The organism is Pseudomonas sp. 13B_2.1_Bac1 (assembly GCF_025466155.1).
Taxonomy (GTDB): Bacteria; Pseudomonadota; Gammaproteobacteria; order Pseudomonadales; family Pseudomonadaceae; genus Aquipseudomonas; species Aquipseudomonas aylmerensis.
In genome coordinates, this window is the sequence record NZ_JANLOH010000049.1 from 119,931 (window position 1) to 142,069 (window position 22,139).

A 22,139-nucleotide genomic window follows, 5' to 3' on the forward strand; every position below is an offset into this window, starting at 1 on the left:
TTGATGTAACAAAAATAGACCGGACCAGACCATGGACTTCGTGCCTTACGCGGTACCGTTTTTCATTGCCTTGATCGTGGTGGAGCTGCTCGCCGACCGTTGGCGTGGGCAGCGCAACTACCGTGTGGCAGATGCCATCAACAGCCTCAGCACCGGCGTGCTGTCCACCACCACGGGCCTGCTCACCAAGGGCGTAGGGCTGTTGACCTACGCATTTGCGCTCAAGCACCTGGCCGTGATCGAGCTGTCGGCCCACAGCGTCTGGACCTGGGTATTCGCCTTCGTCTTCTACGACTTCTGCTACTACTGGCTGCACCGCTGCGGCCATGAGCGCAACATCCTCTGGGCCGCGCATTCGGTGCATCACCAGAGCGAGGACTACAACCTCACCACGGCCTTGCGCCAGACCAGCACCGGCTTTCTGCTGAGCTGGATCTTCTATCTCCCCCTGGCCGTGCTCGGCGTGCCTCTGGTGGTGTTTATCAGCGTGGCGTCGCTCAACCTGCTGTACCAATTCTGGGTGCACACCCGCCATGTGCCCAAGCTCGGCTGGTTCGAATGGTTCTTCGTCACGCCGTCCAATCATCGGGCCCACCATGCACAGAACGCTCTCTACATGGATCGCAACTACGGCGGGGTGTTCATTATTTGGGACCGGCTGTTCGGCAGCTTTCAGGAAGAGGACGACAACGAGCCGGTGATCTTTGGCGTCACCACACCCCTGGCCAGCTGGAATCCGCTGTGGGCCAACCTGCAGTTTTATGCACAGTTGTGGAGTGATGCGCGGCGCACCGAGAGTGTGTGGGACAAGCTGCGTATCTGGTTCATGCGCACCGGCTGGCGGCCGGCGGATGTGAAAGCGAAGTATCCGTTGGCCAAGCCGGACCTCACCCAGTTCCGCAAATTCGAGGTGCCGCTGGACGCGCGCCAGCAGGTGTACGTCGCCTTGCAGTTTGCGGCGTATGTGGGTTTTGGCAGCTATCTGATGAATTTCGGCGAGGGGCTGCCCACGCAGGCGCTGGTGCTGGGCTGGGGCGCGATGGCGTTGGGACTGTTTACCCTGGGCGTCGCCCTGGAGAATCGCCCGTGGGCGCTGAAAGCTGAGCTGGTGCGCCTGGCGCTGAATGTGCCACTGGTGTGGCTGGCGCCGCTGGTCGGGCTATGGCCGGCCAGCAGCTTGGGCTGGCTGGGGCTGGCGAGTTACAGCCTGCTCAGCGTGATCGGCCTCTACTGCTGCAGAAGCCGGCTTACTCGACTGGTGTCTTAGGCGTCTCGACGGGGGCCGGCTCGGCGGCGAGCCGGGCCTTGGCATCCTCACACGCCTGGCGCGCGATCCGTGCGTTCTTGAAGCGGCGGCGTAGCCACAAGCCGAAGCCCAGCAGCAGCAAGGCGCCCAGCACCCACAGCTCGTACTTCTTGACGCTGCCGAGCATGCCTTCCAGCACTGCGCCGAAGTGGTAGGCCGCAGCCCCCAGGGCGGCAGCCCAGATCGCGGCGCCGATGCCGTTGAGGATCAAGTAGCGCGCCGGCGGATAGCCCGAAAGACCGATCGCCACCGGCATCACCGTGCGCAACCCGTAGACAAAACGGAAGCTCAGCACCCAGATATCCGGATGCTTGCGGATATGCTCCAGGGCCTTGTCGCCCATCAATTGCCAGCGCGGCTTGCGCGCCAACAGTTTGCGGCCGTGCTTGCGCCCAAGGAAATACCACAACTGGTCGCCGGCGTAGCTGCCGCAGAAGGCAACCACGACCACCAGGTTGATATCCATGTATCCACGGAACGCCAGGAAGCCTGCGAGAACCAGGATGGTCTCGCCTTCGAAGAACGTGCCTAGGAAGAGGGCAAAGTAGCCGAAGTCATGCAGAAATTGTTGAAGCATGGTCTGGGTGCTGGCGAAATGAACGCGCAGCCTACGCCTTCGCGAACATTCATGAAAGTATCGAGATGTGTCACGAAGTGAACAATTCCTACATAAACGACGAATGCGACTACAGGTCGCATCGATAAGCACAACTGTCATTCCTTCGTCATAATGGCCGCTTATAACTGCAACGCTCGCCCGTAAACACGGGCTCAGGAGTCTGTCGTGAGCTTTACCCCTGCCAATCGCCTGTTCCCTGCCACCCGTCTGCGCCGCAATCGCCGTGATGATTTTTCTCGTCGTCTGGTTCGTGAAAACGTACTGACCACGAACGATCTGATCCTGCCGGTGTTTGTGCTGGACGGTGAAAATCGTCGGGAAGCGGTGGCGTCGATGCCGGGTGTAGAGCGCTTGACCATTGATCAGTTGCTGATCGAGGCGGCGAACTGGGTTGAGCTGGGGATTCCGGCGCTGGCGCTGTTTCCGGTCACGCCGCCTGGGCTCAAGTCGCTGGATGCTGCCGAAGCCTGGAACCCGCAAGGCATCGCCCAGCGCGCCACCCGCGCCCTGCGCGAGCGTTTCCCGGAGTTGGGGGTGATCACCGACGTGGCGTTGGACCCGTTCACCACCCACGGCCAGGATGGCATTCTCGACGAAGACGGCTATGTTCAAAACGACATTACCGTCGACGCGCTGGTCAAGCAGGCCTTGTCCCACGCCGCAGCGGGCGCCCAGGTGGTGGCGCCGTCAGACATGATGGACGGCCGCATCCAGGCGATTCGCGAAGCCCTGGAACTGGCGGGCCACGTCAATGTGCGGATCATGGCCTACTCGGCCAAGTACGCCAGCGCCTATTACGGCCCGTTCCGCGATGCGGTGGGCTCGGCGCTGAACCTGGGCAAGGCCGACAAGGCCTCGTACCAGATGGACCCGGCCAACAGCCACGAAGCCCTGCACGAGGTGGCCGCTGACCTGGCCGAAGGTGCCGACATGGTGATGGTCAAGCCCGGGATGCCTTACCTGGACATCCTTTACCGGGTCAAAGAGGAATTCAAAGTGCCGACCTTTGTCTATCAGGTCAGCGGTGAATACGCCATGCACATGGCCGCGATCCAGAATGGCTGGTTGAGTGAAGGGGTGATCCTTGAATCCCTGACTGCCTTTAAACGTGCTGGCGCCGATGGCATCCTGACCTACTTCGCCGCCCGCGCTGCCCAATTGCTTAGAGAGCAACAATAGCCCTCACAGGAACACTCGATGAATACCGAAGGACTCTCCGAAGTTGCCGTAAAAGACGCTCACCCGGTGGTGGAACAAGTCACCGAGACCCCGCCGGAGCTGGAGCCGGCCGCGCCAGCCGTGGTGGCCGAGCCGCCTGTGCCGGCGCCGGTGGTCGCGGTGACCAACCTGGATGACAGCAGCCTGTACATCCATCGCGAGCTGTCACAACTGCAATTCAATATCCGCGTGCTGGAGCAGGCGCTGGATGAGTCCTATCCGCTGCTGGAACGGCTGAAATTCCTGCTGATCTTCTCCAGCAACCTGGACGAGTTCTTCGAAATCCGCGTCGCCGGCCTCAAGAAGCAGATCACCTTCGCCCGTGAACAAGCCGGCGCCGACGGCCTGCAGCCGCACCAGGCGCTGGCTCGCATCAGCGAACTGGTGCACGGCCATGTGGACCGCCAGTACGCGATCCTCAACGACATCCTGCTGCCGGAACTGGAAAAACATCAGGTCCGCTTCATTCGTCGTCGTCACTGGACCACCAAGATCAAGACCTGGGTGCGCCGCTACTTCCGCGACGAAATCGCGCCGATCATCACCCCGATTGGCCTCGACCCGACGCACCCGTTCCCGTTGCTGGTGAACAAGAGCCTGAACTTCATCGTCGAGCTCGAAGGTATCGACGCCTTCGGTCGCGATTCGGGCCTGGCGATTATCCCGGCGCCGCGTTTGCTGCCACGGATCATCAAGGTACCGGAAGAGGTGGGTGGGCCTGGCGATAACTATGTATTCCTTTCGTCGATGATCCACGCCCACGCCGATGACCTGTTCCAGGGCATGAAGGTCAAGGGCTGCTACCAGTTCCGCCTGACCCGTAACGCCGACCTGGCGCTGGACTCCGAAGACGTCGAAGACTTGGCGCGTGCCCTGCGTGGCGAGCTGTTCTCACGGCGCTACGGCGACGCGGTGCGCCTGGAAGTGGCCGATACCTGCCCCAAGCACCTGTCGGACTATCTGCTCAAGCAGTTCAACCTGGGCGAGACCGAGCTGTATCAGGTCAACGGTCCGGTAAACCTGACGCGCCTGTTCAGCATCACCGGCCTGGACAGCCATCCGGAGCTGCAATACACGCCGTTCACCCCGCAGATCCCGAAACTGCTGCAAAACAGCGAAAACATTTTCAGCGTGATCAGCAAGCAGGACATCCTGCTGCTGCACCCGTTCGAGTCCTTCACCCCGGTGGTCGACCTGCTGCGCCAGGCCGCCAAGGACCCGCATGTCTTGGCCGTACGCCAGACCCTGTACCGCTCCGGCGCCAACTCGGAGATTGTCGATGCGTTGGTCGACGCGGCGCGTAACGGCAAGGAAGTCACCGCGGTGATCGAGCTGCGTGCGCGGTTCGACGAAGAATCCAACCTGCAACTGGCCAGCCGCCTGCAGGCCGCCGGGGCGGTAGTGATCTACGGCGTGGTGGGCTTCAAGACCCACGCCAAGATGATGCTGATCCTGCGCCGTGAAGCCGGTGAGATCGTGCGCTATGCCCACTTGGGTACCGGCAACTATCACGCCGGCAACGCCAAGCTCTACACCGACTACAGCCTGCTGACCTCCGACGACGCCTTGTGCGAAGACGTCGGCAAGTTGTTCAGCCAGTTGATCGGCATGGGCAAGACGTTGCGCATGAAGAAGTTGCTGCATGCGCCGTTCACTCTCAAGAAGGGCATGCTCGACATGATTGCCCGCGAGACCCAGTTCGCCCTCGACGGCAAGCCGGCGCACATCATTGCCAAGTTCAACTCGCTGACCGATCCGAAGATCATCCGCGCGCTGTACAAGGCCAGCCAGTCCGGCGTGCGCATCGACCTGGTGGTGCGTGGCATGTGCTGCCTGCGCCCGGGCATCGCCGGCGTCTCGCACAACATCCATGTGCGCTCGATCATCGGCCGTTTCCTGGAGCACACCCGCGTGTTCTACTTCCTCAACGGCGGCGAGGAGCAGATGTTCCTCTCCAGCGCCGACTGGATGGAGCGCAACCTCGACAAGCGTGTGGAGACGTGTTTCCCGGTAGAAGGCAAGAAGCTGATCATGCGGGTCAAGAAGGAGCTGGAAAGCTACCTCACCGACAACACCCACAGCTGGAGCCTGCAATCGGACGGGCGCTACGTGCGCAACACGCCAACCGGCAACCAGAACCCGCGCAGCGCGCAGGCGACGTTGCTGGAGAAGTTGGGCAGCCCGATCCTCTCGGTGAATTGAGGCTTTACCTGGCAGCATGAAAAACGGCCCTTTAAGGGCCGTTTTTTTGTGCTGGGTGTAGCCCAATTATTGTGGCGAGCGGGCTTTTTTGTGGTGACCGGGCCTTTGGTGGGGAATGGGCTCTTTGTGGGGAGTGGGCTGTTTGTGGGGAATGGGCTCTTTGTGGCGAGCGGGCTGTTTGTGGTGAGCGGGCTTGCCCCGCGTTGGGTGGCGCAGCCGCCCCAAAACCTGCCAATGCGCTCCGACTGACGCTCCTCGGTGGCTTGATGGGTCGGGGCCGCTTCGCGCCCCAACGCGGGGCAAGCCCGCTCGCCACAAGAAGTCCGCTTGCCACCCACACAAGGCCTACCTGCCACAGACAACGTGCCTGCCTACTCCAACAAGGCCTGCTTGGCACAGACAACAAGCCTGCCCACCCCAACAAGCCCTCATGCCACGCTAGCTGCCTGCTTCGAGGTCAGCGCAGGTTCAGGCTGAACCCCACCCGCGTCAGCCACTCCGCTTCCTGGGCGAAGTCCGCCTGGGTCAGTTGGTTCTCGTCCAGCCAGCCTTTCGGGAACACCACGTCGAGGCTCTCGCCATTGGCGCGCAGGGTCACCTGGGGCATTTCCTGGGTGCCGCGGATGTGGTGGAACAGGATCGCAAAGCGCAGCAGCACGCACAGGCGGATCAGCTTGATGCCTTCGTCGCCGAATTCGGCGAACTTGTCCTTGGGGATGTTGCGGCGATGGCCACGCACCAGCAACGCCAGCATTTGCTGGTCCTCGCGGGAGAACCCGGCGAGGTCCGAGTGCTCGATGAGGTAGGCGCCGTGCTTATGGTAATGGTAGTGGGCGATATCCAGGCCCACTTCATGCACCTTGGCCGCCCAACCCAGCAGCTCACGCCATACGCCGTCTTCGAGGTCCCAGTCTTCGGCCACCTGGTCGAATGCGTGCAAGGCTTTGCGCTCGACACGGGCGGCCTGTTCCAGGTCGACGTGATAACGCTCCATCAGCGAGCTGAGGGTACGCTCACGCACGTCCTCATGGTGGTGGCGGCCCAGCAGGTCGTAGAGCACGCCTTCGCGCAAGGCGCCGTCGCAGTGGTCCATGCGTTGCAGTTCGAGGGCGTCGAAGATCGCTTCGAGGATCGCCAGGCCGGCCGGGAAAATGGCACGACGGTCGGGCTTGATGCCGTCGAAGTCGATTTTCTCGGCATCGCCCAGTTTGAACAGCTTGCGCTTGAGCCACGCCAGGCCTTCGGCGTTGACTTCGCCGGCGCCATGGCCGCCGGCTTTCAAGGCCAGGCCGATGGCACGGATGGTGCCGGACGAACCGATGGCTTCATCCCAGGTCAGGCGATGCAGGGCGTGTTCGATGCTCATGATCTCCAGGCGCGCCGCCGTGTAGGCCTGGGCGTAGCGTGCCGGGGTGATCTTGCCGTCCTTGAAATAGCGTTGGGTAAAGCTGACGCAGCCCATCTGCAGGCTTTCGCGCAGCAGTGGTTCGAAGCGTTGGCCGATGATGAACTCGGTACTGCCGCCGCCGATGTCCGCGACCAGGCGCTTGCCCGGTGTGTCGGCCAGCGTGTGCGAGACACCCAGGTAGATCAGGCGCGCCTCTTCACGGCCGGAGATGACCTCCACCGGGTGCCCGAGGATTTCCTCGGCGCGGCGGATGAATTCGCCGCGGTTGCGTGCTTCGCGCAGGGCGTTGGTGCCGACGATTCGTACGGCGCCCAGCGGCATGCCGTTGATCAGTTGGGCAAAACGCTTGAGGCAATCGAGCCCGCGCTGCATGGATTCTTCATTGAGCTGGCGCTCGTCGTCGATCCCGGCGGCCAGTTGCACTTTCTCGCCGAGCCGCTCAAGGATGCGGATTTCGCCGTTCTGGGCCTTGGCCACGACCATGTGAAAGCTGTTGGAGCCCAGGTCGATGGCGGCGATCAGGGACAGATTCTTGGCTTGGGATTGCGGCATGGTTTGGGGGTCTCGGTCGATAACCTTGCCATCGTGCCACGATCGACCGCCAACGCCAACGCGTAGTGCTGCGGGAATTTCTCTCAGATCGTCTGTAGGTGATTACTGTGGGAAATGTAGTCGAACTTTCCGCACCTCTGTTAGCGCAGTCGTTGGAAGCCGTAGGAATATATAACTTCATGCTTCTGGACGGCTGATCATGATTTCGCCTACAGATTAAATGTCAGTGTTGTATTCGTTAAGTGGTTCGGGACTACTGTTGCGGCGCGCTTTGATGACAGTTTGTTTATATCACTCCCACAGTAATCACGGTGTCGTCTTATTCTTTGTTCGGGCATCAAAGCGACAGACTGTCACTCGGCAATCTTGCCGTGGTGTTATTTATTTATGGCTTGTTTATTCAAGCGCAAATAAAGGCGCCTCCTAACTTTAGATGACAGGTCGATTATGAAAAAAATTGTTGGATTGACTCTTGGTATCGCGTGCCTGGCTGGCGCCCTCAATGTTCATGCGTCCACCAGTGCCGAGCTGATTGTCAGGGGCACTATCAAGCCCACCGCCTGCAACCTCAGCATGACCGGTGGCGGGATTATCAACTACGGCGATATTGCCTCGGGCACATTGCAGCAGACCGCCTTCAACCCCCTGCCCGAAAGAACCACGCCCCTGAGCGTCAGTTGCGGCAGCACTCCCATGACGTTCGGACTGAGATTTGTCGACCTGCAGTCCGCCAGCAAGGTCTCGGGGATCCTCAATGCATTGGGTTCGGGTTATACCGAAGTACATAACTATGGCTTGGGCATCGTCTCTGGCCGGCGTACCGGCGGCTTTGCGGTCACCCTCAGGGACCTGAGGACAAGCACTGCGACGCTGTTTCCGATCATGCGTGTCGGTACCGGTGGCTGGCAGAGCAGCGACGGCAAGGTCGCCCAATCGCCATCTCAATACTCATGGCGCAGCGGCACTGCCATTTCCCCGGCCTCGATTCCTCAGCTGACCGGGACCATTGCGGTGCGCGCAGTGATCAACAGGGCGCAAGACCTGGACCTGAGTCGTGACATTACCCTTGATGGGCGCGCAACACTTGAGTTGAGTTACATCTAAGCGACTGAATGACAGCCGATCAGAAATGTATGTCTTTCTTGTCGGCTGTTTTATCCGGGCCTGATTATCAATCGCCAACTTATGTCGTGGGGAATACTGGGTGCTTAGTCTTTCAGTCATAAATAATGCGCGGTTGTTTTGTGCAGGTTTGTTGTTGTGTTGTAACAGTGTTGTCCTCGCGGATGGCATGTTGCCGGAAACCACCGTCGTTGTGCTTTATGAAGCACAGGGCGAAGCCACGATAAATATCAAGAATACCGACCCTGGACCGGCGCTACTTCACTCAGTCGTGGAAAATGTGCCCGAAGACGTCGAGCCTCTGTTGATCGTGACGCCGCCCATCACACGCGTGGAGGCGGGTGAAACCCAGTTGGTACGTTTTATCGCCACATTGAAGGAACCCCTGAAGACCCAGCGATTGAAGCGGGTGTCTTTCGAGGGCATCCCCCAGGCACGCGGCCCAGGCGGTGCGACGATTGGTATCACCTTGCGGCAGAATTTACCGTTGATCCTGCACCCAAAGGATCTGCCTGTGCACCACACGCCCTGGGAACTGCTGAAGTGGAAGCGTGCGGGAAAAAGTCTCACGGTCCACAACGACAGCGCCTACGTGGTACGCCTGGAGCCACAGGTGCAGTTGCTGCCCCAAGGTGGGCTCGCCTCCTTGCCGCGCACCTATGTGTTGCCGGGGGAAGCGCTTGCGGTGCAGGTCGACGGCGCGCTGGAGGGCGTGACGAGCGTCGAGATCAGGCCGGCCACGCTCTACGGGTTTTCGGCGGATAGCTATCGGGCCCTGATCAATGCCGACGAGGGTTGATCGACCGATGAACAACCAGTCGAGTAACAGGCGTGTAGCTTCGTTGTGGCCGCGCCGACCCACGCTATTGATGGGGGTGGCGACGCTATGGGGTCTGCCCGGCTTCGCCCCGGCGCTGGAGTTGGGGGAGGGGTTCGACCTCGCGGCACTCACCACCCACGGTATCGACCCGAAGGTCTCCGACTACTTTCGCAGTGCCGCGCGCTTTCGCGAGGGCGTGCAGGTGGTGGGGCTGCAGGTCAATGGCAATCCGCTGGGGTTGGTGGATGCTCGGTTCGACGCCCAGGGGCAATTGTGTTTTACCAAGGGGCTGCTGGAAAAAGCCGGGTTGATCGAGCCTGGCCGCGTGCTTCACAAAGGCGCGACTGCAGACCAGTCTTGCCATGACTTCCTTGGCGCGTTCCCGACGACGATGGTGCGCCTGCGCCCCGGCAACGAGGAAATCGCGTTGGTGGTGCCCACCGGATCACTGCGTGAGCCGCAATGGGAGGCGGGGCAATTTGCCCGGGGTGGTGCGGCGGCGTTATTCAACTATGACGTACAGGGGTTCAACAGCTATTCGGACAGTGGGCCCAATCGCTTCGTTTCGGCCTATACCGAGGCCGGCTTCAACCTCGGCGACTGGATTGTTCGCAGCCGTCAATTCTATGTATCCGACAACGGTGTGGCCCGCAACGAGCACCTGTACGCCTACGCCCAGCGGGACCTGAGTGCGTTGCAATCGACCTTCCAGGTGGGGCAACTCTCCAGCAACAACCCGCTGTTTGGTGGCCTGCAGTTATCCGGCGTGCAGTTTTCTCCCGATGGCCAATCGCGAGCGCCGGCAGGCAGTAACAACGCCGTGGTCGAGGGGTTGGCCCAAAGCCAGTCGCGTATTGAAGTGCGCCAGTCTGGCGTGTTGATTCACAGCACGCTGGTGCCCGAAGGCCCCTTTCGGCTGACCGGTTTGCCGTTGCTCAACAGCACCAGCGACCTGGAGGTCAGTGTCATCGATGTGCGGGGCGCCAAGCGCAGTTTCGTGGTGCCGGCGGCGTCGTTCGCAGGGAGTACGCCGGCGGCACCTGGGTATTATTTCTCGTTGGGCAAGGTGCGCAAAAACGCACATGAACAAGGCCCCACCCCGGTGGTCGCCATGGGCAGCGGCACGTGGGGCCTGGGACGCGATTCGTCCGCCGGCCTTGGCTTGTTGAGCACCGATGAATATTGGTCGGCAGGTGGCACCCTGGGCAGTGTGCTGTTCCAGCGGGTTTCAGTGGGGGCTCGCCATAACGTGTCTCGTGATAGCCGTGACGCGGTATCCGGGGCTCGCAGCAGCGTATCGGTGAGCAGCCCGGTCTACGCCAATGTGGACGTCAACCTCAGCGCGACCACGCAGACCCGTGGCTATCGCGAAGTCCATGAAGCGGGCCGCTCGGCCAGGGCCGATGACCTGGATGCGCGCTTCAAAAATCAGTACACGGCAGGTGTGAGCTGGGTCGACACCACCCTGGGAGCATTTTCCCTGGGCTATTCCCGAAGTGCCCAGTTTGATGGGCAATCGGCCGACCACGTGTTTGCGTCGTGGAACAAATCGTTCCGGCACGCCGATGTCGCGTTGGTGGCCGACTCACAGGTAGGCGGCCGTCAGTCACGCCGTGACGGCACACGCGATGACAATCGTCGCGATGCGGCCCTGGACGATGACCTGTCCGTGCGGCTGCAGGTCAGCGTGCCGCTGGGCAGTGACCGTCGCGTGAACAGCTATATCAGTCGGCGTGGTGATCAATCCCGTGCCGGCACTGCGCTCAGTGAGCGGGTCAATGATTACGTCAATTACGAGGTGGGCGTCGAGCGTGACCTCAGTGCCCGCGAGCAGTCGATGCGCGGCCATGTGGAGCTGATGCCACGTTACACGCAGGTCGGCCTGGGCGTCAGCCAGGACTCGCTGGGCACTCTTTACAACGGGCAGCTGCAGGGTGGCGTGGTGGCTCACGCCGGCGGGGTGACCTTCTCGCCGTATGCGGTGCAGGACACATTTGGCATTGCATCGGTGGGCAACATCGGCGCTGCGAAACTTGACACCCCGTACGGCCCGGTATGGACGGATTTCAGCGGACAGGCCGTGATCCCGGGCTTGCCCGCCTATACCGACAGCCGCATTGAAGTGCAGACCCAGTCCCTGCCAAAACGCGTTGACCTGAAAAACGGCACCCAAGTGCTGGCTGCCGGGCGAGGGTCGGTTAATACCGTGGCATTCGATGTGGTGAGCGTGCGCCGTGTACTGCTCACCGCCACTGATGAGCAAGGCCAAGCACTGCCACAGGGCGCTGCGGTGTTCGACAAAAACAAGCGCTTCCTGACCAGTGTGGTGGGTGACGGCATGATCTTCCTGAATGACGTCAATGACTCGCAAGACCTCAGGGTTGCATTGCCGGACTCATCCTCTTGCCGGCTCAACGTTGTTCCCGAGGCCGAGGCCGACAATGACAAATTCTATGAGACAACCTCGGCGGTGTGCCATGTCCTTTAAGTTCAAGACCAAGTGTCTTGCCCTGTTCTGTACGGCGTTGATCGCTGAGGGTGTACAGGCTGAAAACTGCCGGCTTTCCGTCAGCCAGCCGCGCATCGACTATGGCGTCATCCGCAACGAGGCGCGTGCCGAAAGCCCCTTGCTCGCCCTCGGTAAGCGCAGGGTGCAGCTCAATGTGCTGTGTGTGGAGCCCTCGGCTATTGGCTTGAGATTTATCGGCGCAGCAGACGGGCAAGGGTATCTGTTTGGCCGGCAGGGGCGCTTTCGCCTGGCTCTCCTGCAGGCCCAGGTGGATGGGCGCGTTGTCGAGTGGACGCTGGCACATCGGCCTGGTGAGACCGCCGACGGGCAGTTGTTGCCAGGCCAGGTCCTGGTGGCTCAGGCGGCCGGCAAGCGACTGACGGCTCAGGTCGAAATCGATACCGACCTGCCCACCAGCGCCCTGCAGGTACGCAGCCAGACTGTACTGGAGGGTCAGGGCCGTTTCGAACTGGTCAGTCCGGCTGCTCCACTGAGCCGATGAAGTTGGCGAACTCAGGGGTTTGCGGGTTGGCGAACAGCACTTTGGGGTCGCCCACTTCATGCACCTTGCCCTGGTGCATGAACACCAGTTTGTCGCCCACTTCCCGGGCGAAGCGCATCTCGTGGGTCACCATGATCAGGGTCATGCCGTCCTTGGCCAGTTGGCGCACCACGCTGAGCACTTCATTGACCAATTCCGGATCAAGGGCCGAGGTGATTTCATCGCATAGCAGTACCTTGGGCGACATGGCCAGGGCGCGGGCGATGGCCACTCGCTGTTGCTGGCCGCCGGACAGGCGATCGGGGAAGGCATCGAATTTCTCGCCCAGCCCGACGCGCTCCAGCATCTGCCGGGCCAGTTGGGCCGCCTTGGCTTTCGGCACTTTCTGCACCACCTGCGGCGCGAGCATTACGTTTTCGCCGACCGTCAGGTGCGGAAACAGGTTGAACTGCTGGAACACCATCCCGACTTTCTGTCGCAGGCTGCGCAGATCGGCACGGGCGGCATCGAGGTACTCGCCATCGACTTCGATCACGCCGTCGTTGATGGATTCCAGGCCATTGAGTGTGCGCAGCAAGGTGGACTTGCCCGAGCCGCTGCGGCCGATGATCGCCACCACCTGGCCTTCTTCGACGGTCAGGTCGATGCCCTTGAGTACATGGTGATCGCCGTAATACTTATGCAGGGCGGAAATTCTAAGCAGAGGCATGCAGTCTCCTTTCCAGGTAGCGGGCACTGAGGGACAAGGGGTAGCAGAGCAGGAAGTAACCGAGCGCGACCAGGCCGTAGACCATGAATGGTTCGAAGGTGGCGTTGGCGAGCATGCCGCCGGTCTTGGTCAGCTCGGTGAAGCCAATGATCGAGGTCACCGCGGTGCCCTTGATGACTTGCACCGAGAAACCCACGGTCGGCGCCACGGCAATCCGCAGGGCTTGGGGCAGGATCACGTAGCGCAGTTGCTCCAACGGGTTCAACGCCAGGCTGGCCGAGGCTTCCCATTGCCCGTGGGCGATGGAGTCGACGCAGCCGCGCCAGATTTCGGCGAGGTAGGCGCTGGTAAACAGCGTCAGGGCAATCGCGGCTGCCAGCCACGGCGATATATCCACCCCGAGCAGGGCAATGCCAAAAAACACCAGGAACAGCTGCATCAACAGCGGCGTGCCCTGGAACAGTTCAATGTAGGTGCGGGCGACATTGCGCGGGAAGGCTTTGCGGCTGATGCGCATCGTCATCACCAACAAGCCGATCACGCCGCCGCCGATAAACGCCACCAGCGACAGCAGCAACGTCCACTGCAAGCCGATGGCCAGGTTGCGCACGATGTCCCAGAAGGAGAAATCACTCATCGGCTGTTCCTCATCACAAACCGGCGGCCGATCCAGTTCAGCAACTGGCGAATCATCAGCGCCATGCACAGGTACACCAGGGTGGTCAGGGCATAGGTTTCGAACGCACGGAAATTGCGCGACTGGATAAAGTTGGCGGCAAAGCTCAACTCCTCGGTGGCGATCTGCGAACACACCGCCGAACCGAGCATCACGATGATGATCTGGCTGCTCAGGGCCGGCCACACCTTGCCCAGCGCCGGCAGCAGCACCACATGGCGGAACGCCTCAAAGCGCGTCATTGCCAGCGCCGCAGCGGCTTCCAGTTGCCCACGGGGGATGGCCTGGATGCCGGCGCGGATGATCTCGGTGGAGTAGGCCCCCAGGTTGATCACCATCGCCAGCACGGCGGCTTGCCATTCGGTGATCTTCAGCCCCAGGGACGGCAGGCCGAAGAAGATGAAAAACAACTGCACCAGGAACGGCGTGTTGCGGATCAACTCGACGTACACCCCGAAGAACCACGCAAACGGCTGGATCTTCCACGCCCGCACCACCGCGCCGACGGTGCCCAGGGCTACCCCCAGGATGGCACCGATGGCGGTCAGCTCAAGGGTGAACAGCGCGCCGCGCAACAGCAGGTCGGTATTGGCCAGCACCGGCACAAAGTCGAATTGATAGGCCATCAATCAGCTCCGCTTCACAGATCGGCAGGCAGTGGCTCTTTGAGCCATTGCATTGCATTCTTTTCCAGGCTGCCGTCAGCTTTTGCCGCGACCAGGATCTGGTTGACCTTCTCCAGCAACGCCGGCTCGTTCTTGTTCACGCCGACGTACACCGGCGAATCCTTGAGTTTCACTTTCAGCGCCGGCACGCGTTTCGGGTTGCGCTCGCTGATCGCCACCATCACTACGTTGCCGCTGGCGATGAGGTCGACCTGGCCGGCCAGGTAGGCGGCGATGGTCGAGTTGTTGTCTTCGAAGCGCTTGATCGTGGCCTCTTTGGGCGCCACGGCGGTCAGCTCGATGTCTTCAATGGCGCCACGGGTCACGCTGATGGTCTTGCCCTTGAGGTCGTCGGTGGTGCTGATCGCCGCGTCAGGCGGGCCGAACACGGCGAGGTAGAACGGTGCATAGGCCCGGGAGAAGTCGATGACCTTTTCGCGCTCGGGGTTTTTACCCAGGCTGGAAATCACCAGGTCAACCTTGCCAGTGGTGAGGAACGGAATGCGGTTGGTGCTGTTGACCGGGGTCAGTTCCAGCTTGACCTTGAGCTGGTCGGCCAGCAGCTTGGCGGTGTCGATGTCCAGGCCGCGAGGCTTCATGTCCGGGCCGACCGAGCCGAAGGGCGGGAAGTCCTGGGGCACGGCGACCTTGAGGGTGCCACGGGCGACAATATCGTCCAGACCGTTGGCCTGGGCGGGTGCCTGGCTCAGCATCAGGCTGGCAAACAGGGCAGTGAGCAGGGCGCTGTAGCGCTTGGTCATGGCAACTCTCCGAGAAGGGCGAAGGAATTTTCTGATTTTGCTCAGTGCACAGCCCATGCCAGCCCTCTCGGAATCGTCTGAAGGGCCGGGATTTGTTGAGGTTTGGTGGTCTTACTGGTCTGAACAGTCAGAAGGCTTTTCGCACCTTTTTCGAGCGCCGGTAAAACCCCGCGAGCCCCTTTGGGGCGTGGCTTGCCGTGGCCTTCGAATAGCTTTACAACTAGCCGCTCTGATGACGAGAACCTTGAGTTTTTTATGAATTCCATCGCCCAAGCCGTACCGGAAGCGGCCCTGCAGGCCATCCGTAAACTGATCAAGGAGCAAGGCTTCGGGCCGGGCGACGCCCTGCCGTCCCAGCGCGACCTGGCGGTGCAGTTGGGGGTGAGTCGGGCGTCATTGCGCGAAGCGTTGTCGTCCCTCAGTGCCCTGGGGGTGGTCAGCGTGCAGCCGGGCAAAGGCGTGTTCGTGCAGGCGGCAGAAGAGGCGCCGGGGTTTGCCTGGCCCTTCGCGGCGCAGGCCACGCCGTTGGATATCTTCCAGTTGCGCTACGCCCTCGAGGGGTTTGCGGCAGGGTTGGCGGCGATGACCTTGACCCTTGATGAGCTGGACAGCCTGGAAGATAACGTCGAGGCGATGCGCAAGGTGCTCAAGGCCGGTGACTTTGAAGCGGCGGCCCGGCTGGACTTCGAATTCCACCAGCGCATCCTCCTGGCCAGCGGCAATCAGGCGATGGTGAGCATCCTGAGTGCCAGCGCCGAGGTGTTCCTGGAGAGCCAGAAACTACCGTTCATCCGGCCGGAGCGGGCCATGGAGACCTGGCAGGAGCACCGCAGGATCCTGCGCGCCCTGGCCCGTCGCGCCAGTGTGGCGGCACAAAAAACCATGCAGGAACACGTGCGCAATGCGGCATTGCGCACTGGCATCGCCTTCGTGACGCCCGTCACGCCCTGAGTCGGGCCATACCCAAACTCATGCGCCATCATAGGAAGACTCAATCAGAGGCGGCTTCCTGAACGGGGGAAGGGCGGCTATGATGGGCAACGTTTTTTTTGCTTACAATCCGGAGACATCCATGAGCAACGATCTTATCAAGCACGTCACCGACGCGACCTTTGAGGCCGAAGTACTCAAGGCTGCTGGCCCGGTGCTGGTTGACTACTGGGCTGAATGGTGTGGCCCTTGCAAAATGATCGCTCCGGTCCTGGACGACATTGCAACCACCTACGAAGGCAAGTTGACCATTGCCAAGCTGAACATCGACGACAATCAGGAAACCCCGGCCAAGCATGGCGTGCGTGGTATTCCTACGTTGATGCTGTTCAAGAACGGCAACGTCGAGGCCACCAAGGTTGGCGCGCTGTCGAAGTCCCAGCTGCAAGCTTTCCTCGACGCGAACATCTAAACGGCGTCAAAAAAGCCCCGCAAATTGCGGGGCTTTTTCGTGAAACAGGGCTAGACGCTCCGAAACTCAGGTGGTACATTCGGCCCCGCACTGGTTTCTCCACTGCCCCCTGCAAGCCGTCGCCGACGCATTCCTTTTCGATTAGTACGCGATCCTGTCGCCTTCTCTGCGGCGCGGCCTCATTAAGCCAAAAGCTTAATTTCCCCCCTCCATAAATGATTACGTCATTCCTATATGAATCTGACTGAACTCAAGCAAAAGCCGATTACCGACCTGCTCCAATTGGCCGAAGAAATGGGCATAGAAAATATGGCCCGTTCGCGCAAGCAGGACGTGATTTTCTCCCTGCTCAAGAAGCACGCGAAAAGCGGCGAGGAAATCTCCGGTGATGGCGTGCTGGAGATTCTCCAGGACGGCTTCGGCTTCCTCCGCTCTGCAGACGCCTCCTATCTCGCCGGCCCAGACGATATCTACGTCTCGCCGAGCCAGATCCGTCGCTTCAACTTGCGCACCGGTGACACCATCGTTGGCAAGATCCGCCCTCCGAAGGAAGGCGAGCGTTATTTCGCCCTGCTCAAGGTCGACACGATCAACTTCGATCGCCCCGAGAACGCAAAAAACAAGATTCTCTTCGAGAACCTGACCCCGCTGTTCCCGACCGTGCGCATGAAGATGGAAGCCGGTAACGGTTCCACCGAAGACTTGACCGGTCGAGTGATCGACCTGTGCGCCCCGATCGGCAAGGGCCAGCGTGGCCTGATCGTCGCACCGCCGAAAGCCGGCAAGACCATCATGCTGCAGAACATTGCCGCGAACATCGCGCGTAACAATCCTGAAGTTCACCTGATCGTGCTGCTGATCGATGAGCGTCCGGAAGAAGTGACCGAAATGCAGCGCACTGTGCGCGGCGAAGTGGTTGCCTCCACGTTCGATGAGCCGCCAACCCGCCACGTGCAGGTTGCCGAAATGGTGATCGAGAAGGCCAAGCGCCTGGTCGAGCACAAGAAAGACGTGGTGATCCTGCTCGACTCCATCACCCGCCTGGCCCGTGCCTACAACACCGTGATCCCGAGCTCCGGCAAGGTATTGACCGGTGGTGTTGACGCCCACGCCCTGGAGAAACCGAAGCGTTTCTTCGGCGCCGCGCGGAATATCGAGGAAGGCGGTTCGCTGACCATCATCGCCACCGCGCTGGTTGAAACCGGCTCGAAGATGGACGAAGTGATCTACGAAGAGTTCAAGGGTACCGGCAACATGGAACTGCCCCTGGACCGTCGCATCGCGGAAAAACGCGTCTTCCCGGCCATCAACATCAACCGCTCCGGCACCCGCCGCGAAGAGTTGCTGACTGCCGACGACGAACTGCAGCGCATGTGGATCCTGCGCAAGCTGCTGCACCCGATGGACGAAGTTGCCGCCATCGAGTTCCTGATCGACAAACTGAAAACCACCAAGACCAACGACGAGTTCTTCCTGTCGATGAAGCGTAAGTAATACGACGTTTCAGGTCCGAAAAAATGGCGCCCCCAGGGGCGCCATTTTTTTTCGTGCGTTTTTTAAGCACCTTCGGCACGCAAATGCACCGCGATAAGCTGCCAGCCGCCGCCAGAGCAGGTAGGATGTACGCCTATTTTACGGGTGGCATGGTTAATGAAATTCAAGGATCTTCGGGATTTCGTGCAGCAACTTGAGCAGCGCGGAGAGTTGAAACGTATCCAGATGCCGATTTCGCCGGTGCTGGAAATGACTGAGATTTGCGACCGTACCCTGCGCAACAAGGGCCCGGCGCTGCTGTTCGAGAAGCCGACCGGTTTCGATATCCCGGTGCTCGGCAACCTGTTCGGCACCCCCGAGCGCGTGGCGTTTGGCATGGGCGCCGAGTCGGTCAGCGAACTGCGCGAGATCGGCAAGCTGCTGGCGTTCCTCAAGGAGCCTGAGCCACCCAAGGGCCTCAAGGATGCCTGGTCGAAGCTGCCGATCTTCCGCAAGATCATTGCCATGGCGCCCAAGGTGGTCAAGGACGCGGTGTGCCAGGAAGTGGTCATCGAAGGCGATGACGTCGACCTTGCCATGCTCCCCGTGCAAACCTGCTGGCCCGGCGATGTCGGCCCGCTGATCACCTGGGGCCTGACCGTCACCAAGGGCCCGAACAAGGACCGCCAGAACCTCGGCATCTATCGCCAGCAAGTGATCGGCCGCAACAAGGTGATCATGCGTTGGCTGAGCCACCGTGGCGGCGCCCTGGATTTTCGCGAGTGGTGCGAGAAGCACCCCGGCAAGCCGTTCCCGGTGTCCGTGGCCCTCGGCGCCGACCCGGCGACCATCCTCGGTGCCGTCACCCCGGTGCCGGACAGCCTTTCCGAGTACGCTTTCGCCGGCCTGTTGCGCGGTAACCGTACCGAACTGGTGAAGTGCCGCGGCAACGACCTGCAAGTGCCGGCCACCGCCGAAATCATCCTCGAAGGCGTGATTCACCCTGGCGAGATGGCGGATGAGGGTCCTTACGGCGACCATACCGGCTACTACAACGAAGTCGACAGCTTTCCGGTGTTCACCGTCGAGCGCATCACCCATCGGATCAAGCCGATCTACCACAGCACCTACACCGGCCGTCCGCCGGATGAGCCGGCAATTCTCGGCGTGGCGCTGAACGAAGTGTTCGTGCCGATCCTGCAGAAGCAATTCCCGGAGATCACCGATTTCTACCTGCCGCCCGAAGGCTGCTCGTACCGCATGGCCATCGTGACCATGAAGAAGTCGTACCCGGGCCATGCCAAGCGCGTCATGCTGGGTGTGTGGTCGTTTTTGCGACAGTTCATGTACACCAAGTTCGTTATCGTCACCGACGACGACATCAACGCCCGCGACTGGAACGACGTGATCTGGGCCATCACCACGCGCATGGACCCCAAGCGCGACACGGTGATGATCGACAACACGCCGATCGACTACCTCGACTTCGCCTCGCCGGTGTCGGGCCTGGGGTCGAAGATGGGACTGGATGCCACGCATAAATGGCCGGGCGAAACCACCCGCGAGTGGGGTCGGGTCATCGTCAAGGATGAAGCCGTGACGGCGCGTGTCGATGCGATCTGGAAAGAATTGGGAATAGATTGATGCGTGTAACCCTGCAACCTTCCGGCGCGGTGCTGGAGCTGGTCCCCGGCGAGCGAATCCTCGAAGGCGCGCGTCGCCTGGGCTACGAGTGTCCCCAGGCGTGCCGCAATGGGGTGTGCCACGTGTGTGCCGCGTTGCTGGTTGAGGGCCGGGTGCAACAAGGCGGTGAGGTGCGTGACCACGGTGAGTTCTACACCTGCATCGCCGAGCCGCTGGAGGATTGCATTGTATTGTGGGATGGCGTGCTGGCGCCGGGAGAGTTGCCGTTGCGCAAGTTGTCGTGCCAATTGAGTGAGTGCGTGGATGTCGGTGGCGATGTGTGGCGCGTGCGCCTGCGGGCTCCGGCCGGCAAGGCCGTGCGTTACCACGCCGGGCAATACCTGATGATCGAACGGGAGAACGGTGAGAAGTCGGCGTTTTCCCTGGCGTCGGCGCCTCACGCCGGGCGCGAGCTGGAGCTGCATGTGCTGGTTCGTGAAGACAGCGCGCGCAGCCTGTTGGAGCAGCTGCAGCGCAACCAGATGGCGCGTGTCGAACTGCCGTTCGGTGACACCCACCTGGCGGAGCTGCCGGACGGGCCGCTGGTGTTGATCGCCGCCGGCACCGGCATGGCGCAGATGCACAGCCTGATCGAGCACTGCCGCGCATCCGGCTTCAAGCACCCGGTGCACCTGTATTGGGGCGTGCGTCGACCGGAAGATTTCTACCAGATCGAGCATTGGGACCAGTGGCAGCAACTGCCCAACCTGTTCCTGCACAAGGTTGTCAGCGACCTGTGCGGCTGGGAAGGGCGCTGCGGCCTGCTGCATGAAGCCGTGTGCGAAGACATTGCCGACCTCAAGGCGGTGCATGTCTACGCCAGCGGCTCACCGGCGATGATCTACGGCACCCTGGACGCGCTGGTCGACGCCGGCATGGATGCACACCAGATGCGCGCCGATGTGTTCGCCTACGCGCCTCGGCCCTGAGCCGAGCAAGCATCAAATACAGCCCAAATGTGGGAGCGGGCTTGCTCGCGAAGGCGCCAGATCAGCCAGCATCTTCAGCGACTGACCCACCGCTTTCGCGGGCAAGCCCGCTCCCACAGTTTTGATCGTTGTTCGGGCTTGGGATTCGGGGTGCTGCAGCATTTGAGCGGTCGGTACAACTCGGTTTCAACCTTGAAACACAACCCAAATGTGGGAGCGGGCTTGCTCGCGAAGGCGCCAGATCGGCCAGCATCTTCAGCGACTGACCCACCGCTTTCGCGGGCAAGCCCGCTCCCACAGTTTTGATCGCTCTTCGGGCTTGGGATTCGAGGCGCCGGCATTTGAGCGGTCGGTACAACTCGGTTCCAACCTTGAAATACAACCCAAATGTGGGAGCGGGCTTGCTCGCGAAGGCGCCAGATCAGCCAGCATCTTCAGCGACTGATCCACCGCTTTCGCGGGCAAGCCCGCTCCCACAGTTTTGATCGTTGTTCGGGCTGGGGATTCGGGGTGCTGCAGCATTTGAGCGGTCGGTACAACTCGGTTCCAACCTTGAAATACAGCCCAAATGTGGGAGCGGGCTTGCTCGCGAAGGCGCCAGGTCAGCCGCCCTCTTCAGCGACTGACCCACCGCTTTCGCGAGCAAGCCCGCTCCCACAGTTTTGATCGCTGCTCGGGCTTAGGATTCGAGGCGCCGGCATTTGAGCTGACGACACAACTCGGTTTCAACCTTGAAATACATCCCAAATGTGGGAGCTGGCTTGCCTGCGATAGCGGTGGGTCAGCGCAATATCTGCTGACTGGCATACCGCAATCGCAAGCCCGCGCCCACATTGGCTCGCACCGTGTCAGCTTCAGAAGCGCACGCCAGTCGTCACCATCGCCGCATTGAATCCCAACAGTACGAACTCTGCCGCCACCGGCCCGTAATGGGTGCCTACCGACGGAATGATCACTGGTGCCACGCCGAAACGGTTCAAGGGGATCTTGTCGCGGTACTCGCCGCGATAACCCTGGATCGCCCCGCCTGTCAGCTTCAAGTACACCGGATAGTCCGGCACGTCATAGCGCTTGCCCGCGTAGGCATAGTAGGAACGCTGGCGGAACGAATTGCGAAATGTCGCCCCGCCATACACAAAGCCTGACGCCTCATTGCGCTCCAGGCCGATCAGGTCCTGGTGGTTGTTGTGGTCCGGGTCAGGCGCAAAGTGTCGGGTGTAGACACTGGTCTGCGCGTACCAGAAACCTTTGTCGTCGTTGGCCGGCGGTGTCTCTCCGGCCAGCGCGGTGGTGGCCTGGGCGAGAAACAACAGGCCAGGCAGTCGAAATGTCTTCATGGGTGCGACCTCGATAGTCGGTTTGATCGGCGGCTAGGTGGGTCGTGATGTGCGCGCTATTTTGACGGCAGGAGCATTCCCAAGGCTGAACCCGGGCTGAAAGTAACGGGATTGCCACCCTCAATCCTGACGAGTGGGGCGCCGTGCTTATGCATTCGCTTATTCCTTAAAGGTATTTAATTTGTTACATAAATATCTTTAAGCTATATCTCAACGGACTACCGATTTTTCTTCCAATGACCAACA

The 22,139-nt window shown here is 61.0% G+C and carries 19 protein-coding genes; 12 read left to right on the forward strand and 7 right to left on the reverse strand.

All coding sequences use genetic code 11. The features are described 5' to 3' along the window. Positions 1–31 precede the first annotated feature (31 nt). Positions 32–1,267: a sterol desaturase family protein gene (locus NTD80_RS11690; RefSeq protein WP_262133677.1), complete on the forward strand. Its 1,236-nt coding sequence runs from the start codon at positions 32–34 to the stop codon at positions 1,265–1,267. On the opposite strand, the gene NTD80_RS11695 is transcribed toward NTD80_RS11690, so the two are convergent. Then, positions 1,248–1,883: a DedA family protein gene (locus tag NTD80_RS11695; protein ID WP_106802324.1), complete on the reverse strand. Its 636-nt coding sequence runs from the start codon at positions 1,881–1,883 to the stop codon at positions 1,248–1,250. The genes NTD80_RS11690 and NTD80_RS11695 overlap by 20 nt on opposite strands. 207 nt (positions 1,884–2,090) lie before the next feature. Between NTD80_RS11695 and hemB the strand changes: the two genes are divergently transcribed. Continuing rightward, positions 2,091–3,104, forward strand: coding sequence for a porphobilinogen synthase (hemB, locus tag NTD80_RS11700; RefSeq protein WP_262133678.1), 1,014 nt, complete (start codon positions 2,091–2,093; stop codon positions 3,102–3,104). Positions 3,105–3,122: 18 nt separating this feature from the next. Then, positions 3,123–5,345, forward strand: coding sequence for a polyphosphate kinase 1 (gene ppk1 / locus NTD80_RS11705; RefSeq protein WP_065902381.1), 2,223 nt, complete (start codon positions 3,123–3,125; stop codon positions 5,343–5,345). A gap of 457 nt (positions 5,346–5,802) precedes the next feature. Here the strand turns inward: ppk1 and ppx are convergent, their stop codons facing one another. After that, positions 5,803–7,305: an exopolyphosphatase gene (ppx, locus tag NTD80_RS11710; RefSeq protein ID WP_262133681.1), complete on the reverse strand. Its 1,503-nt coding sequence runs from the start codon at positions 7,303–7,305 to the stop codon at positions 5,803–5,805. Positions 7,306–7,752: 447 nt separating this feature from the next. Here ppx and NTD80_RS11715 point away from each other — a divergent pair, with 447 nt between their 5' ends. From NTD80_RS11715 to NTD80_RS11730, 4 genes are all read left to right on the forward strand, one after another. Next, complete coding sequence (locus tag NTD80_RS11715; RefSeq protein ID WP_262133683.1) at positions 7,753–8,409, forward strand: DUF1120 domain-containing protein; 657 nt, start codon at positions 7,753–7,755, stop codon at positions 8,407–8,409. A 118-nt stretch (positions 8,410–8,527) separates the two neighbouring features. Beyond that, positions 8,528–9,226, forward strand: a complete 699-nt coding sequence (locus NTD80_RS11720) for a fimbria/pilus chaperone family protein (protein ID WP_262133741.1) — start codon at positions 8,528–8,530, stop codon at positions 9,224–9,226. A 70-nt stretch (positions 9,227–9,296) separates the two neighbouring features. Beyond that, entirely contained in the window at positions 9,297–11,735 is a 2,439-nt protein-coding gene (locus tag NTD80_RS11725; RefSeq protein ID WP_262133742.1) for a fimbria/pilus outer membrane usher protein, read from the forward strand. Continuing rightward, entirely contained in the window at positions 11,725–12,258 is a 534-nt protein-coding gene (locus NTD80_RS11730) for a hypothetical protein (RefSeq protein WP_262133685.1), read from the forward strand. The genes NTD80_RS11725 and NTD80_RS11730 overlap by 11 nt, the downstream gene beginning before the upstream one ends. Here the strand turns inward: NTD80_RS11730 and NTD80_RS11735 are convergent. The 4 genes from NTD80_RS11735 to NTD80_RS11750 are packed head-to-tail and all read right to left on the reverse strand — an operon-like array spanning position 12,230 to position 15,069. Continuing rightward, positions 12,230–12,967: an amino acid ABC transporter ATP-binding protein gene (locus tag NTD80_RS11735; RefSeq protein WP_065938032.1), complete on the reverse strand. Its 738-nt coding sequence runs from the start codon at positions 12,965–12,967 to the stop codon at positions 12,230–12,232. The genes NTD80_RS11730 and NTD80_RS11735 overlap by 29 nt on opposite strands. Continuing rightward, a complete protein-coding gene (locus NTD80_RS11740) occupies positions 12,954–13,604 on the reverse strand; it encodes an amino acid ABC transporter permease (protein ID WP_065902373.1) in 651 nt (216 codons plus the stop codon). The genes NTD80_RS11735 and NTD80_RS11740 overlap by 14 nt, the downstream gene beginning before the upstream one ends. Continuing rightward, a complete protein-coding gene (locus tag NTD80_RS11745; protein WP_017736949.1) occupies positions 13,601–14,269 on the reverse strand; it encodes an amino acid ABC transporter permease in 669 nt (222 codons plus the stop codon). Before NTD80_RS11745 ends, NTD80_RS11740 begins: the two co-directional genes overlap by 4 nt. Positions 14,270–14,283: 14 nt before the next feature. Next, positions 14,284–15,069 carry a transporter substrate-binding domain-containing protein gene (locus NTD80_RS11750; RefSeq protein ID WP_065902369.1) on the reverse strand — a complete coding sequence of 262 codons (786 nt, stop codon included), beginning with the start codon at positions 15,067–15,069 and terminating at the stop codon, positions 14,284–14,286. Between the two features lie 255 nt (positions 15,070–15,324). On the opposite strand from NTD80_RS11750, the gene NTD80_RS11755 reads away from it, so the two are divergent. The 5 genes from NTD80_RS11755 (at position 15,325) to NTD80_RS11775 (ending at position 20,556) form a co-directional block, all read left to right on the forward strand. Next, a complete protein-coding gene (locus NTD80_RS11755; protein WP_262133688.1) occupies positions 15,325–16,020 on the forward strand; it encodes a FadR/GntR family transcriptional regulator in 696 nt (231 codons plus the stop codon). Between the two features lie 121 nt (positions 16,021–16,141). Beyond that, positions 16,142–16,471, forward strand: coding sequence for a thioredoxin TrxA (gene trxA, locus NTD80_RS11760; RefSeq protein ID WP_015886460.1), 330 nt, complete (start codon positions 16,142–16,144; stop codon positions 16,469–16,471). Positions 16,472–16,705: 234 nt separating this feature from the next. Then, positions 16,706–17,965, forward strand: coding sequence for a transcription termination factor Rho (gene rho / locus NTD80_RS11765; protein WP_003176825.1), 1,260 nt, complete (start codon positions 16,706–16,708; stop codon positions 17,963–17,965). Positions 17,966–18,121: 156 nt separating this feature from the next. Beyond that, on the forward strand, positions 18,122–19,588 hold the full coding sequence (gene ubiD, locus NTD80_RS11770; RefSeq protein WP_065902367.1) for a 4-hydroxy-3-polyprenylbenzoate decarboxylase: 1,467 nt from the start codon (positions 18,122–18,124) through the stop codon (positions 19,586–19,588). Further along, positions 19,588–20,556: a CDP-6-deoxy-delta-3,4-glucoseen reductase gene (locus NTD80_RS11775; RefSeq protein ID WP_065902366.1), complete on the forward strand. Its 969-nt coding sequence runs from the start codon at positions 19,588–19,590 to the stop codon at positions 20,554–20,556. The genes ubiD and NTD80_RS11775 overlap by 1 nt, the downstream gene beginning before the upstream one ends. 854 nt (positions 20,557–21,410) lie before the next feature. Here the strand turns inward: NTD80_RS11775 and NTD80_RS11785 are convergent. After that, positions 21,411–21,893 carry a sn-glycerol-3-phosphate transporter gene (locus tag NTD80_RS11785; protein ID WP_262133692.1) on the reverse strand — a complete coding sequence of 161 codons (483 nt, stop codon included), beginning with the start codon at positions 21,891–21,893 and terminating at the stop codon, positions 21,411–21,413. Positions 21,894–22,139: the final 246 nt, after the last annotated feature.

Coding starts and splice junctions, on each gene's coding strand:
- NTD80_RS11690 (WP_262133677.1), top strand. CDS start 32: ATGGACTTCGTGCCTTACGCGGTACCGTTTTTCATTGCCTTGATCGTG.
- NTD80_RS11695 (WP_106802324.1), bottom strand. CDS start 1,883: ATGCTTCAACAATTTCTGCATGACTTCGGCTACTTTGCCCTCTTCCTA.
- ppk1 (WP_065902381.1), top strand. CDS start 3,123: ATGAATACCGAAGGACTCTCCGAAGTTGCCGTAAAAGACGCTCACCCG.
- ppx (WP_262133681.1), bottom strand. CDS start 7,305: ATGCCGCAATCCCAAGCCAAGAATCTGTCCCTGATCGCCGCCATCGAC.
- NTD80_RS11715 (WP_262133683.1), top strand. CDS start 7,753: ATGAAAAAAATTGTTGGATTGACTCTTGGTATCGCGTGCCTGGCTGGC.
- NTD80_RS11725 (WP_262133742.1), top strand. CDS start 9,297: ATGGGGGTGGCGACGCTATGGGGTCTGCCCGGCTTCGCCCCGGCGCTG.
- NTD80_RS11730 (WP_262133685.1), top strand. CDS start 11,725: ATGTCCTTTAAGTTCAAGACCAAGTGTCTTGCCCTGTTCTGTACGGCG.
- NTD80_RS11735 (WP_065938032.1), bottom strand. CDS start 12,967: ATGCCTCTGCTTAGAATTTCCGCCCTGCATAAGTATTACGGCGATCAC.
- NTD80_RS11740 (WP_065902373.1), bottom strand. CDS start 13,604: ATGAGTGATTTCTCCTTCTGGGACATCGTGCGCAACCTGGCCATCGGC.
- NTD80_RS11745 (WP_017736949.1), bottom strand. CDS start 14,269: ATGGCCTATCAATTCGACTTTGTGCCGGTGCTGGCCAATACCGACCTG.
- NTD80_RS11750 (WP_065902369.1), bottom strand. CDS start 15,069: ATGACCAAGCGCTACAGCGCCCTGCTCACTGCCCTGTTTGCCAGCCTG.
- NTD80_RS11755 (WP_262133688.1), top strand. CDS start 15,325: ATGAATTCCATCGCCCAAGCCGTACCGGAAGCGGCCCTGCAGGCCATC.
- trxA (WP_015886460.1), top strand. CDS start 16,142: ATGAGCAACGATCTTATCAAGCACGTCACCGACGCGACCTTTGAGGCC.
- rho (WP_003176825.1), top strand. CDS start 16,706: ATGAATCTGACTGAACTCAAGCAAAAGCCGATTACCGACCTGCTCCAA.
- ubiD (WP_065902367.1), top strand. CDS start 18,122: ATGAAATTCAAGGATCTTCGGGATTTCGTGCAGCAACTTGAGCAGCGC.
- NTD80_RS11775 (WP_065902366.1), top strand. CDS start 19,588: ATGCGTGTAACCCTGCAACCTTCCGGCGCGGTGCTGGAGCTGGTCCCC.
- NTD80_RS11785 (WP_262133692.1), bottom strand. CDS start 21,893: ATGAAGACATTTCGACTGCCTGGCCTGTTGTTTCTCGCCCAGGCCACC.